This window comes from Hamadaea flava (assembly GCF_024172085.1).
In the GTDB taxonomy this organism is placed as follows: domain Bacteria; phylum Actinomycetota; class Actinomycetes; order Mycobacteriales; family Micromonosporaceae; genus Hamadaea; species Hamadaea flava.
In genome coordinates this window covers 667,607-680,679 of sequence record NZ_JAMZDZ010000001.1, presented here as the reverse complement: position 1 = coordinate 680,679, position 13,073 = coordinate 667,607, and the positions used below count along the sequence as shown (strand labels likewise).

The 13,073-nt window shown below is 70.5% G+C and carries 10 protein-coding genes; 6 read left to right on the top strand and 4 right to left on the bottom strand.

What is annotated here, in order from left to right:
• Positions 1-1,722 carry a tetratricopeptide repeat protein gene (locus HDA40_RS03445; RefSeq protein ID WP_253751494.1) on the bottom strand — a complete coding sequence of 574 codons (1,722 nt, stop codon included), beginning with the start codon at positions 1,720-1,722 and terminating at the stop codon, positions 1-3.
• 45 nt (positions 1,723-1,767) lie between these two features.
• Here HDA40_RS03445 and HDA40_RS03440 point away from each other — a divergent pair, with 45 nt between their 5' ends.
• Positions 1,768-2,025 carry a hypothetical protein gene (locus HDA40_RS03440; protein ID WP_253751491.1) on the top strand — a complete coding sequence of 86 codons (258 nt, stop codon included), beginning with the start codon at positions 1,768-1,770 and terminating at the stop codon, positions 2,023-2,025.
• A gap of 58 nt (positions 2,026-2,083) precedes the next feature.
• On the opposite strand, the gene HDA40_RS03435 is transcribed toward HDA40_RS03440, so the two are convergent.
• The 3 genes from HDA40_RS03435 to HDA40_RS03425 form a co-directional block, all read right to left on the bottom strand.
• Positions 2,084-5,338 carry a S8 family peptidase gene (locus HDA40_RS03435; RefSeq protein ID WP_253751489.1) on the bottom strand — a complete coding sequence of 1,085 codons (3,255 nt, stop codon included), beginning with the start codon at positions 5,336-5,338 and terminating at the stop codon, positions 2,084-2,086.
• Between the two features lie 16 nt (positions 5,339-5,354).
• Positions 5,355-5,639: an acylphosphatase gene (locus HDA40_RS03430; RefSeq protein ID WP_253751486.1), complete on the bottom strand. Its 285-nt coding sequence runs from the start codon at positions 5,637-5,639 to the stop codon at positions 5,355-5,357.
• 112 nt (positions 5,640-5,751) lie between these two features.
• Positions 5,752-9,189 (bottom strand): ATP-binding protein, encoded by a 3,438-nt coding sequence (locus HDA40_RS03425; protein ID WP_253751484.1) that lies wholly within the window; start codon positions 9,187-9,189, stop codon positions 5,752-5,754.
• A 243-nt stretch (positions 9,190-9,432) separates the two neighbouring features.
• Between HDA40_RS03425 and HDA40_RS03420 the strand changes: the two genes are divergently transcribed.
• The 5 genes from HDA40_RS03420 to HDA40_RS03400 all read left to right on the top strand — a co-directional run bounded on the left by HDA40_RS03420 (position 9,433) and on the right by HDA40_RS03400 (position 13,064).
• The gene (locus HDA40_RS03420; RefSeq protein WP_253751481.1) at positions 9,433-9,834 is read left to right on the top strand and encodes a hypothetical protein; all 402 of its coding nucleotides are present in this window, start codon (positions 9,433-9,435) and stop codon (positions 9,832-9,834) included.
• A 36-nt stretch (positions 9,835-9,870) separates the two neighbouring features.
• Positions 9,871-10,620, top strand: a complete 750-nt coding sequence (locus HDA40_RS03415; protein WP_253751478.1) for a hypothetical protein — start codon at positions 9,871-9,873, stop codon at positions 10,618-10,620.
• Positions 10,621-10,642: 22 nt separating this feature from the next.
• On the top strand, positions 10,643-10,957 hold the full coding sequence (locus tag HDA40_RS03410; RefSeq protein ID WP_253751475.1) for a hypothetical protein: 315 nt from the start codon (positions 10,643-10,645) through the stop codon (positions 10,955-10,957).
• Between the two features lie 23 nt (positions 10,958-10,980).
• Positions 10,981-11,769 carry a hypothetical protein gene (locus HDA40_RS03405; protein WP_253751472.1) on the top strand — a complete coding sequence of 263 codons (789 nt, stop codon included), beginning with the start codon at positions 10,981-10,983 and terminating at the stop codon, positions 11,767-11,769.
• 173 nt (positions 11,770-11,942) lie between these two features.
• Positions 11,943-13,064: a sialidase family protein gene (locus tag HDA40_RS03400; protein WP_253751469.1), complete on the top strand. Its 1,122-nt coding sequence runs from the start codon at positions 11,943-11,945 to the stop codon at positions 13,062-13,064.
• The last annotated feature ends 9 nt before the right edge of the window (positions 13,065-13,073 follow it).

The window sequence follows — 13,073 nt, the reverse complement described above, 5'->3', positions numbered from 1 at the left end:
CTACCGATGAGCCGATTGAGCGTGGCAGCGGTTCAACCCGGAACGCAGATCGCGGCGTAGCCGGGCGTCCAGTCCCGGCATGGCTAGCGCCACGGTCAGGTCGGCGGCTGCCTCGTCCCAGCGTTCCAGCCGCATGAGCGCGGTCGCGCGGTTGTAGCGCGGCTCTACCGCGGCCGACAGTGCCACCGCGCGATCGAGGTCGGCCACGGCCGCGGCGGCGTCGCCGCGCTCGAAGCGGACGGCCGCCCGGTTCGTCCACGCCTCGGCTAGGTCGGGGTCGGCGTCCAGGGCCTGGGTCAGCAGATCGTCGGCCTCATCCAGCGCACCACGTTCCGACCGGATCAGGCCGAGCGTGCACAGCAGCGCGGGTTCGTGCGCCCGTTCGGGCGGAGCCGAGCGTACGCATTGTTCGGCGGCGGTGAGGTCGCCGCGGGCGAGGTCGAGGTTGGCCAGCGCCACCCGGGCGTCGAGGTGGCCCGGATCGATGGCAAGAACCCGGCGCAGGTCTTCGCGCGCGGGCCCGCTGCGCCCGGTTTCCTCGTGCAGCGTCGCACGGTTGTAGTACGCCTCCGGCAGGTGCGGACCGAGCCGGATCGCCGTCGCGTAGTCGTCGAACGCGGCGCTTGTACGCCCGGCGGCGCGGTGCAACGCGGCCCGGTCGGCGTAGTACTCGCAGTTGTCAGGATCGAAAGCGATGACGGCGTTGAGGTCGGCCAGCGCCTGAGCCGGGTCGCCGAGGGCCAGGTGAACCTGCGCCCGGTTGTGCAGCAGCCGGGCGCGATCCTGCCGGCGCTCCTCGGGACCCAAGACAGCGGCCAGCTTGGCCAGGCCCGAGGTCACCAGCTCCAGCGCCTCGGCTGCGCGGCCGTCGCGGCTGTCGAGCAGGGCGATGCCTTGCTCGTAGAAGACGGCCGACACGACGCGCTGCCGTTCGTCGGCGATGCCGTCGGCCAGGTGCAGCGCCTGTTCCAGCCATTTCCGGGCGGCCGCCGGGTTCTGCTGCGCCGCGGGCAGGTGGCGCGCGTACAGCATGGCCGTGGAGTAGGCGGCCGACATGGTGATCTTCGGATCGTCGGTGACGGCCTGAGCTTCGGCGTACAACTGGAGAGCCTCGGGGGCCTGTCCGAGCGCGGCCAGAGCGGTGGCCAGCCCAGTGGTGAACGACCACCAGTCGGCGAGGTCGGTGTCGGGCGTGACAGCGGCCCGGCCGCGCCGGGCGGTACGCGCGGCGTGGTGGTAGAAGCCGCGGGCCAGGCTGTCGCCCAGGGCGGCCCGCAGCTCGGCGGGCCGGGACTCGACGGGCGGCGCGGGCGGGCCACCGTCGTGCAGCTGCACGGTCATCGGCGTGGATGCGAGCCGTCGCGTCAACGTCCCGAGCAGTTCGGTGGTCGTCTCGTCGGCCGCGTCGGCGTGCAGGAAGTGAACGGTCAACGGGCGGCGCAGGGCGCACGCGGCGGCGAACTCCGCCGCGCCGAAGGCGAGGGCGGCCGTCCGCCGGACCGGATGGAACCGGATCGGCTGCTCCTCGGCGGCCGGCGCGCCCGGATCCAGGGCCGGGACGATGGCCTGCAGTTCGACGGCATGGCGGGCGGCCTGGCGAGGATGATCGCGGGCGAGGTCTTCCAGGAAGGCGGCGACCCCGGCGTACGGGCCCAGGTCCCGGTGGCAGTTGTAGGGCGGACGCCCGGAGGCGCCCGCCCTGCTGCGTCTTACCAGCACCATTCGAACCAGAGCCGACGGGCTCCGGACAGCAGGCGCACGGCGCTCTTGTGGCGGATCGTCATCTTCTTCATGGACACCTCCGGGAGAGATCACAACGAAGTGATCAGCATCATAGGGCTGATCATCGATGAAAGGGAAGGGCTGTCGCGACTCGCGGCGCCGCCGAAGTCGGTTGCAGGGCAAGGAAACCGAATGGAACGGTCGACCGATGACGCGGCGACCGACGCTGTTCCTTACCGTCGTGCTGCCCGCCGCTGGCCGACGCTGCCGCGCCTGGACGACGCGGCAGCAGGCGGTTCGTAGCAGCGAAGACGGGCCGGTCCGGCGTCCCACGGCGAGCCGCAGGACGCCGGACCGGGTGTCACGCCCGTACGCCGTAGGCGCGGATGATCGTCTGACGGACGGTGTTGCCCGCCTCGTCGTGGGCGGTGGCCCGCAGCGACGCGTATCCGTCTCCGGCAGGGTTCTTGATCTTCGCCGTCCCGCCGTCGACGTCGACCGGCTGCCAGGTGACCCCGTCGTCGAATGAGACCTCCAGGCTGGTCAGCGTCGTCGGCGACGGTGCGGCGCTCTGGCTGCGCTGCAGCGTGAGCGTGATCTGCGAGGTGCTGTTGGCCTGGGCGGCGTTGTTCAGGTCGAGGCCCTTGACGTCGGCGTGTACGCCGATGAGCGGAATCACGACGAGGTCGGCGGAACTGGCCGAGGGGAAGGTCCACTCGACGTCGAGTTTGGTGGACAGTCCGGCGTACGGCCGGCTACGGGTCACGCTGCCGTGCAGCGAGTAGACCCCGGGGTCGGTGGGGACCCGGGTGCCGGACTGGGCCATGCCGACGGCGTTCCACCGCTTGATCAGCTGTCCGTCGCGGCTGAGGTCGAGGGTGCCTTCGGCGCCCCAGTCGGTGCCGTACTCGCCGTCGTTGCCGCCGATGAACCACTGCACCACGTTGGAGGAGTGCAGGCCCATGTTGTCGCCCTGGCGGGCGAAGGCGTCGAGCGTCATGTTCGGCCCGACGACGCCGCTGTTCCAGACCAGGCGGTTGTCCTGGCCGGGACCGTAGACGCGTGGCGGAATCTGGAGCGACATGCGCCCGGCGACCCGGATGCGATCGTTCCACGCTCCCGGGGTGCGGTAGTGCTCCACCCGCGACGGGAACATCACCGGCTGGTCGAACGTGATCGTGGGGTGCGCGGATCCGGCCGGGGTGGTACCGCTGTCGCCGGTGGACTCGGCGCCCTGCCCGCGATAGTCGACGGTCACCTTGGCGAGCCGTTCCCGGCCGGTCTCGTAGGTCAGATCGGCGGGCACGCCACCGGCGCGCTCGTCGATGATCTCGTAGAAGTAGGGACTCGGGTTCGCCGACGTTGCTCCCCTCTGCGCGAACGTGGCGTACGCGCGGTAGCCGGCTCGCGGGTCGGTCATCGGCGCGACGTAGACGGTGCCGAAGTCCGCGGCGCGACCGGCGACCGAGCTGTACGCGCGCGTTCCGTCGCCGAAGGGCACGGTGACGCTGGCGACGAGTGCGACCCCTTCGGCCTGAGGGTCGTGGAGCTGGACGTCGACCGGGTTGGCCGCCCGCGCGTCCAAGGTGATCGCCGTGTCGGCCGACACTGTCACCGGCACGATCACGAGGGAACCACTGCGCGGCGTCGTGGTGTTGATGTTCTGCGCCGCGTAGTACTCGCCCTCAGGCACCGTCGTCATCGCGACGCCGTTAACGAGGTTGAGGTAGTAGTTGCGGGCGTTGTACCGGTCGACGAGCTCGACTGTTCCGCGGGCCGGTGCTCCGTTCCGGTCGAGCACCGTGGCGCTGACCTTCCACGACGGCACCGGGGTGTCGTCGGCGAGGATGCTGCGGACCGACACCGTGCCGTCGGCGCTCGCGGCGGTCAGGATCGCGGCCTGCGTGCCACGCGGCATCACGTCGTGGACGGTGACGGCGACGCTCGCCGTTCCGTGTGCGGGCACGTCGATCGTGTCCCGGTCCAGAGTGAACAGTGCCGTGTTGCCGACCTGGCCACCGGGGGAGGACGGCGTACCGACGGTCAGCTTCAAGCTGGTCGCGACGTCACCGTCGTTGCGGTACGTCAGCTGGTGGGACTTCTCGGCGCCGGGTTCGCGGCTCCAGCCCGCCACAGCGGACAGGTTCGCGGGTGTCACGGTCACCTGCTGGCTCACGGCCCGCGTCAGGTCGACTCGTCCGGTTCCCTGGTGGTACGCCGTCAGCCCGTCTTTCGGCTTGGCCGCGCCCATCAGCGCGGACTTGAGCTGCTGACCGTTCCACTGAGGATGTTGCTGGGCCAGTAACGCGGCCGCGCCGGAGACGTGCGGGGTGGCCATGGAGGTGCCGCTCATGGCGACCGAACCACCGCCGAGTTTGGCCGCGACGATGCCCACGCCGGGGGCGGTGATCTCGGGCTTGACAGCGTTGTCGCCCAGGCGCGCGCCCCGGCTGGAGAAGTACGCCAGTGAGTCGTCGCGCCCGACGGCGCCGACCGACAGCGCGGCGTCGGCGGTGCCAGGGCTCTCCACGGTGTTCAGCCCGTTCTCGCCGGAGTTGCCCGCGGCCACCACGAACAGCGCGCCCGTCTGCGCCGACAACTCGTTGATCGCGTACTCCAGCGGGTCGTCACCGGCTTCGTCCGGTCCGCCGATGCTCATGCTGACGATCTTGGCTCCGGCGGTGGTGACCGCCCACTCCATGCCGGCCAGTGTCGCCGAGTCGGGGCAGCTTCCGCCTGCTGTGCAGATCTTGCCGACGACCAGGCGGGCTTCCGGTGCGACGCCCCGGAGGTTTCCGTCGGTGGCGCCGCCGATGGTCGACAGCACGTGGGTGCCGTGGCCGTGGTCGTCCTCGGCACTGCCGACGCCGGTGAAGTCCTGGGCGAGCGCGACTCGGCCGGCCAGCATCGGATGATCGGAGTCGTAGCCGCTGTCGAGCATGGCGACGGTGACCCCGGCGCCGGTGTAACCGGCCTTCCACGCGTCGGGCGCACCGATCTGCGGCACCGATTGGTCGAGGCTGATCCGGGTCTGCCCGTCGAGCCACACTCGGTCCAGGCCGGGCTGCAGCCGGTCGCCGTTGACGAGCTGCCGCCACAGGTCCTTTCGTTGCGCCTTGGCGGCCCGCATCGTGTTCATCCGCAGCTTCGGCAGATGCTTGGTGACCTTGGCGGCGGGCAGTTCCCTCGCCAGGGTCGCGACGCCGGCGCTGCTGGTCTGCTCGACGATGAGCGGCAGGTCGGACTCCCCGGTGTAGCCGTAGGCGACCAGCCGGTCCACGTCGAACAGCCGCTCGTCGAGGCGTCCCGCGGCGACCAGCGTCAACGCGTCGGACGGGATCACGGTGATGTCACCCGGTCCGTCGGACCGAGTGGTGAAGGTGATGTCGTCACGTCCCGGGCCGGTGTGCGGCTCCGCGGCCGCGATCCCGCCGGGCCCGGTGGCGATGGTGACGGTGTCTCCGGTGATGAGGGTGACGGTGATCGTGTCACCGGTGCTCGGGATCGGCTGGGCGGCCGCGGTCGCGGTCGCCGCGGCGGTGGCGGCCGGCACGGGGCCGACGGCCAGGGTGAGCGCGGTCAGCAGTGCTGCCGCGGTCCGGGTTCGTTGTCGCACGAGGTTCTCCCTAGCGTCACAGGTCGGGGTGGGGTGGCCGGTCGGCCGCGGTCGCGGTGGTCCCGGCGGGTGGCAGTTCGATGCGGTGTCCGGCGCGGGCGGCCAGCCGGTGCATCGGGAAGCCGTGTTCGGCGCACCAGCCGGCGAGCGCGTCGGGTAGGTGCGGGTCTTCGCCGACCAGCTCGATCAGGCCGCCGTCGGGCAGCCGATCGACCCAGCCGTCGAGTAGGGGGATGATCCGCGACCACGGTTCACCGCCGGCGTCGATGACGACGGTGGCCGGTGGGGGGTTCGCAGGCATCCGTGCTCCAGATGAGGGCGGGACCCGCGCGTACGCGGGCGAGGACAGTGCCGCACGGTAGAAAGCCGCCATTACTGAGCCGTTACCGGTGCGGTCGCGACTGCTCGGCCGGCTAATGCTCCGGCTGCGATCCCTCCGCCACACCCCGGCGCAGGTGTTCCCGCAGCGACGCGGCCCGTGCGCGGTCTCGTCGCGCGAGCGGGCCGCCGACGATGCCGGCGCGCGCTTCCAACAGGCGCGTCAGCCCGTACGGATAGGGCATCGCCTCGGCAGCCGCGATCGCCGTAGTCAGCACAGCGACGGCTTCGGGCGTACGCCCGAGGGTGGCCAGCGCGAGGGCGCGCACCCGGTCCGCTTCGACGCCGGCGACCCGATCATGATCGTCGCGCCTGGCGACAGCGGCCAGAGCCTGTTCGGGCTCGCCTGCCGCCAGGTACGCCGCGGCGCGTACGGCGTCGGCGGAGGCGGTGCGAACGCTCCCGACGAGGTCGAGTGCCACATGTGGACGGTTTCGCCGGATCTCGATCTCGGCGAGCAGCGTGAGCGCATCGGACAGGGCCTGCCGATCGCCGGTGGACTCGACCAGGTTCCGGCATTCCGTCAGGTGGGCCTCGGCGACGTCGTCCTCCTCCCGCCAGAGCAGTTCGACGCCGAGATTGATCAGCGCGTACGGCAGGCACCACGGAGTGCCGAGCGGCCGGGCCAGCGCCAACGCCGTACGCAGCAGTCGCGCTCCGGCTGCCCAGTCACCGGCCAGCAGGCACAGCCGGCCGAGATTGCCACGCCGGAACGCCAGCTGCGCCGGGTCGCCGGTCTGCCCGGCGAGGTCGAGCGCCTGCCGGGCGTAGTCGCGGGCGTCGATGAGCCGGCCGTCCAGACCGGCGAGCTCGCTGAGCTGGGCGGTGACCGTGCTGGTCAGGGCCGGGTCACCCAAGCCCTGAGCCAGCGGAAGAGCCTGCCGCGCGGCGTCGTCGGCGTCGGCACGCCGCCCGAGCAACGCCAGGCAGATCGACCGGGTGACCATGGCGCGGATCAGCAACCGGTGTCCCGCCGACCCGGGTAGCCGGCCGGCCTGCTGGATGGTGTTCTCGGCGGACGTCAGACTGCGCTCGTACCGCCCCGTGGCGAACCAGGCCAGCGCCTGGGTCAGGCGAAGCTCGGCGTGAATCGCCGGCGCGACGGCGCCGGACGGTTGCTTCGCGGCCACCAGGTCGACGGCCCGTTGCGGACGCCCGGCGTCCACATGAATCCGGCTCAGCGTGATGTCGGCCGACAACGCCAGCTCGGCCGTACGGGCCGGTCCATAGTGGTTGTCGCTCGCCAGCGCGGTACGCGCGACGGCGAGGACCTCTTCGGCTTCGCGATAGCGCCCCAGCCGTCGCAGCACCGCCGCCCATGCCAGGCGTTGTTCGGCGGCTGCCCCTTCGGCCACGTCGAGCCGTTCGACGAGCTGCTCGTAGTACCCGGCCGCGCTCTCATTGGCGTACAGCGAAGCCGACCTGCGGGCGGCCAGCTCGAGGTAGGTGGTCGCCCTAGGATCGTCCGCCCGGGTCAGGTGGAAGACGAGGGTGTCGACCGCGTCGGGACGGCGGCGCAGCACAGCGTCGGCGTACGCGGTGTGCACCTGCCGGCGTACGACGTCGGGAAGACGTTCGGCGCAGGCGAGCCGATTGAGCGGATGACGGAAGCCGTGCCCCGGCACCCGCCGTCCGTCGGAGAGGACCTCACGTTCGTCGATGAGCCCGGCGTCGGTCGCCTCAGCCAGCCCGGCCGCCACCGCCGGGCCGGACATCGGCGGGTAGAGGCCGTGCCCGGCGATGTCGAGCAGGTCGGCGTCGGCGGCGTCGGTCCCGGCCAGCGCGAGGGCTTCGACGAGGCGCCGGGCGCCGGGCGCCAGCCGGGCAAGCCGATCGGCGACCAGGTGCCGGACCGCGACCGGGACCCCCACGCCGTCGACGGCGAGCGCCGCCAGCGTGCCGGCGCGCAGCTGGCCGGCGAGTTCGATCGCGTACAGGGGGTTTCCGAGCGACAGGCGGTACACCAGGTCCAGATCAGCCGGCGACAATTCGCGGCCGACGGCCTCGGAGACCAGGCGATCGGTGTCGGCACGCCCGAGGCGCATGAGCTCCATGCGCTGCGCGACTCCTTGACGCTGCATCGTGTCGAGGGTTCGCCGTCGGCCGTCATCGGCGGGCAGATCCTCCTCGCGCCAAGTGGCCAGGAACCGCCAAGGCCGGGCGCCTCTGATCCGGACCAGGTGGTGCAGCAGTTGCGCCGAGCCGGGGTCGGCGGAATGCAGATCGTCCAGCACGACCAGCAGCGGCCGGACGGCGAGGTCGGTCAGCAGCGCCGCCACTGCCCGGAACAGCCGTCCTCGCTCGGACTCCGGGTCTCCGGACTGCGGTGGCGACAATCCCAATGCCGGTAGCAGCGCGGCCAGCTCCGGATATTGCGAGCCGGTCGCCGCACGCTCGGCCGCGGATCGGTCGGCGAGGTAGCCGTCGAGCGCTTCGACCCAAGCGCCGTACGGGGTGTGGCCCTCCACCTCGTGCCCGGCGCCCCACAGCACCAGGGAACCCCGTGCCGCGTACCGCCGAGCCGCCTCGGTGATCAGGCGGGTCTTGCCTACGCCCGCCTCCCCGCTGACGAGCACCAGTGGTGGAGTATCCCCGTCGGGGTGCAGCAGCCGGTCGATCGCGTGCTCGCGACCGGCCAGCGGCAATCGTTCCGACCGTCGGGCCTGTGCCGGCAGTGCAGGCGGTGATGCCGGTGCGGCGGCGGGAGTCTGATCGGCGAGGGCCTGCCGGTAGAGCAGTTCCGTCGCGGGGCTGGGCCGCGTGCCGAGTTCGGCGGCGAGCGCGTCGCGGCAGGCGTGGTACTGCCGCACGGCGTGGCGGCGCTGGCCCAGCGTCAGGTACGCGCCGATCATCGCCTGATTGGCGTCTTCGGCCGTCACGTCCTGGTCGAGCAGCGGACGTAGCAGGTCGACTGCTTGTTGCGCTCGCCCGTCGAGGCGATAGGCCTCGGCCAGGGCCAGAATCACTCGGCGACGGCGTACGGAAAGCTCCGCCCGGCTGGGTGCCAGCCAGTCGGCGTACCGATCCTCCGGCAGAAGCTCCTCGGCCAGGCTCTGGTACGCCGGCTCCAGGTGGGCGGCGATGGGTGGTCGCACGGTCAGCGCGGCTTCGGCGGCGGCCATCGCCTCGTCGAAGTCCACCGTCACCAGTTGCGGACTCAGCCACAACAGATCGCCCTCACCGAGCAGATACGACGACGGCGTACGCGGCGGCAATTCAGGTTCCAAGGCGTGCCGGGCGGCATGCAGGGCCACTCGAAGGCTCCGGATGGCAGCGCCCGGTTCGGCGTCGGGCCAGCAGACGTCCATCACCTGCTCGCGATGCAGCCGATGACCAGACGTCACGGCCAGCAGTTTCACCAGGGTCTGGGCGCTTGGCCGGGACCATCGTCCGACGGTCGGTGGGCCACCCGGCCGGTCTGTCCCGAACCCGCCGAGCAGGCGTAGCCGGAGCCGCGGCACGCCAAGATCCATAGCGGGCATCCTAACCACCAGGTGGCGGGCCTGCTCCAGGGTCGTCGGCGGCGGAGCGCGTAGATTCGCGGAAATGCCGCGTGTATTGGCGTTCGACCGGCCGCCCGCGGCGTACGCCTTGAGCGCAGACCTGCCCGAGCCGACCAGGAATAGGTGGTCGTCGTGGGTGCGGTAGGGAAGTTATCCACAGGTTGGCCGATGATGGATTGTCCTATGTGATTGTGATCCATAGGATCGCCTCCCGTGGGGCAAAACTTGAACGCGCAGCGACCTAAGCAGCAGACCGGTCCGATCTTCTGGGCGGTTCTGGGCGTGGTGTGCCTTGCCACGGTGGGCGGAGTCTGGTTGCTCCGCCCGGACAGCCAACCCGACAACAGCCTGGGCAAGCCCGGCGTCGCGACCCTCGTCGCGGTGTCCGTTCTGGCGTTGCTGGTGGCCACGGCGGCTCGTGGAGCGTCACGGGGCTTCCGCTGGGTGACGGGCCTCGTGACCGTCGTCCTGGCGCTGGGCGTCGAATGGGTGGCGCTCGCCTACTTCAACCGGGGCAACGGCTCGGCCGACGTCGGGATCGGCGTCGTCGCTTCGGCGGCGTGCCTGGCCATGCTGGCCGCAGCCGTGAGCGTCATCCGTGGCCGTCCGGCGTGACGCCCGCATACAGCTGACCTCAGGGGAGGAACGAACGTGAACGACGAGCTCATGCATGAGCTGGCCCGCATGGAGCAATACGCGGCGATGCTGCAAGGCCTGCTCAAGGAGGCCGACGCCACCGCGCCGCAGCGTACGCAGGCCGAGGACACCTCGGGCGCGGTGAACATCGTGCTCGACGCGGCCGGACTGCCCGAGCGGATGGACGTCTCCTCGGACTGGCCGCGCCGGGTCAAGCCCGACGCCCTCGGCGCCGCGGTCCTCAACGCGTTCGGCCAGGCGTCGGAGTCCCGGGTGCAGGACTGGTCGCGAACCCTCGAGGGCGGCGAGTGGGGCGACAAGATGCAGCGCGCCATGCGCGAGGACTCGGTGGAGCAGTTCACGACGCCGTTGAACGACGTGCCGGCGATGTTCCGCCGCGACACACCTCCGGTCCAGCCCCGGCGGATCGACGAGTTGGCCGAGGAGATGATGCGGGAGATGGACCGGGTCGACGAGATCGCCGCCGACTCGCCCCTGGTGCAGCACTTCGAGGGGACCAACCGCACCCGCACCGTCACCGTCAAGCTCAACGCAAGCGGGCTGACCGGCTGCGACATCGACGCCAACTGGGCCGCCGACCAGTCCGGCGGCAGCATCGCCCACGCGCTCAACGAGGCACTGACGATCGCCCGCGACCGGCTGCGTGACCACGCCGGCGCACCCACCGCGCAGGGCCGGCTCGACGCGCTGTTCGCCGAGACGATGGCACTGATGAACGACCCGCGCCGGATGGCCGAGTCCTGACCCGCTCGATGATTGGACCGCAATGGGATACCCAAGCGCCAAAGAAGTAAAGGTCGCAACCGACGCCCTGCGTACCGAGTCGCAGGTCTGGGATCAGCAGAGCGACCAGATGAGCAAGGTCGGGACCACGGCCAAGAACATGCAGCTGGGCCGGATCGAAGCCGGCGTGTTCCAGCTGATCGTCGGTCCTTATAACGACGTGGTCAACACCGTCAGCTCGCGTTCCGACGAGGCGGTGACCGCCATGCACGACATCGGCAACGCGCTGCGGACCGTCGCCACCACCTACGACGCTGAGGACGCCGCCGCCGAGCACCGCAACCGCGGCATCTACTGACCGGACACGGGGAGGAAACGCACATGGGATTCTCGCAGGCGCAGTACGAGGCCGCGGTCAACAAGGTGACCGACGGCGCGAACGGCATCAACACCAAGATCGGCCAGGTCGCCCCGGCCGCCAACTCGGCCATGGACCACTGGTACATCCCGGGGTTCATCAAGGACGCCATCAAGTGGCTGGCGGAGAAGATCACCCAGCTGGCGCAGTGGATCCTCAACAAGATCATCGAGCTGCTGAAGGGCGCGATCGCCCCGATCCGCATGTTCGTCGACGCCTTCGACTGGCAGGACATCCGCGGCCTGGCCAGCGGCGTGTCCGGCCAGCTCAAGGACACCGCGCTCACCGTCGACGACGTGTGGCACGGCTCGGCGCGTGACGCGTACGTCAAGGCCATGAAGCCGCAGTCGGACGCCGCGGACCGGGTCGCGAAGATCGGCGACAAGGTGTCGACGTCGCTGACCGTGTGCGCGGTCGCCGGCCTGGCGTTCTACGTCGCCTTGGGGGTCATCGTCGTCAAATTCATCGCGGCGATGGTGACAGCCATCGCGGCTTTCGGCACAGCGGTGTTCTCCTGGGCGGGCGCCGCCCTGATCGTGGAAGAGGCCGGCGTCAACACGGGCCTCATCATCGCCGCCGTCACCACCCTGACCGCGCTGCTCGGCGCGCAGGCCGCGCAGATGAGCACCCTGCACGGCGAGGCGGTCGACGCCTCGATGTTCCCGGGCGGCAAGTGGCCGAACCCGGTCGTCGCCGGCTACAGCGACGGATCGGTGAAGGACGGCGACGCCGACTGGTCCCTCAAGGGATAGGCTCCACTCGCTCGACGTCATGCGGCCCTCCCCACGTAGGGGAGGGCCGCTTCGCGCTTTCGGCATCATCGCGCTCGTCCATCCATATCGGATATCCGGTTCGGCACTTCCTTCCCGGATCGGTATAGACCAGAATCTTCGCCAGGTGACGAATCTGGGGAGGACTCGTGCGCATGAATAGGTCGAAGCGTCGCATGTACCGGTGGTCGCTGGCCGTCGTCCTGGTGGGGGCGTCGATCGTCGGCGGCGCGCAGCCCGCCGCGGCAGCGGTCAGCATGGTGGCCAGCGTCGTGCAGGAACCGGGAGACTACGAGGCCCGGTTCCCTGACGTGGTGAAACTCAACGACGGCAGGCTGATGGCGGTGTGGCACCGCGCGACCGCGCACTCCGACGCGGTCGGCACCATCCAGCTCTCCTTCGGCAGTAGCAACGGCCGCACATGGAGCACCCCGACACCGGCGTTGGCAGACCCGAGCACCATGGCAGGCATCGACACCCGAGACCCGAAGCTCGGCAAGATGAACGACGGCGCGGTCGTGCTGACCTTCTTCGTGCCCGGCGGCAGGCTCTACTACTCGGTGTGGAAGCCGGGCTGGACGCGCTTCACCGATCCGGAGCAACTCGTCGCGCCCGGCGTGACCGGCGGCATCTACAGCCACGGCGGCGTACTCGCATTGGCCGACAACGGAACTCAAGTCGACCAGGTGCTGATCCCGTTCTACACCACGGGAACCGCCGGCGGTGCGCACTTCATGCGGGCGACCTGGCGGGCCACGATCAGCCCCCGGCTCCTGGTGACCAGCTCGAGCACGATGATCGTCAACAGCAACCCGCCTGGCCGAACCTATACCGAGCCGAGCTTCGTCCAGTTCGGCAGCACGGTCGTCGCGGTCGTGCGGGCCGAGCAGGACGGCGGCGGCTCACCGGCCATCATCGTCAAGTGGAACCCCTACACGGCGACGCCGGCGTTCGCGTACCAGAGCTTCACCGGGGTCCTGGCGAACTCCCATCATCTGCTCAAGACGGCGAGCGGGAAGATCCTGTTCACCTACGGCGACAAGGCGCAGACGTACCGCCCGACGGTCGGCATGCTGGTCAGCAACCCGACCGCCACGTGGACCAAGGGCACAGTGACGCCGATCTACAACTCGGGCGCGGCCGACCAGGCCAACCCGTCGAGTGTGGAGATCGCCACCGGCACCTTCCTGACCTTGGGCTACAACGCCAAGCCGAAGAGTGTGTCGCCCACCGGCGGAACGCTATGGGTGATGGAAAGCCACGCCGCAGACTACTGACCGTGTCCG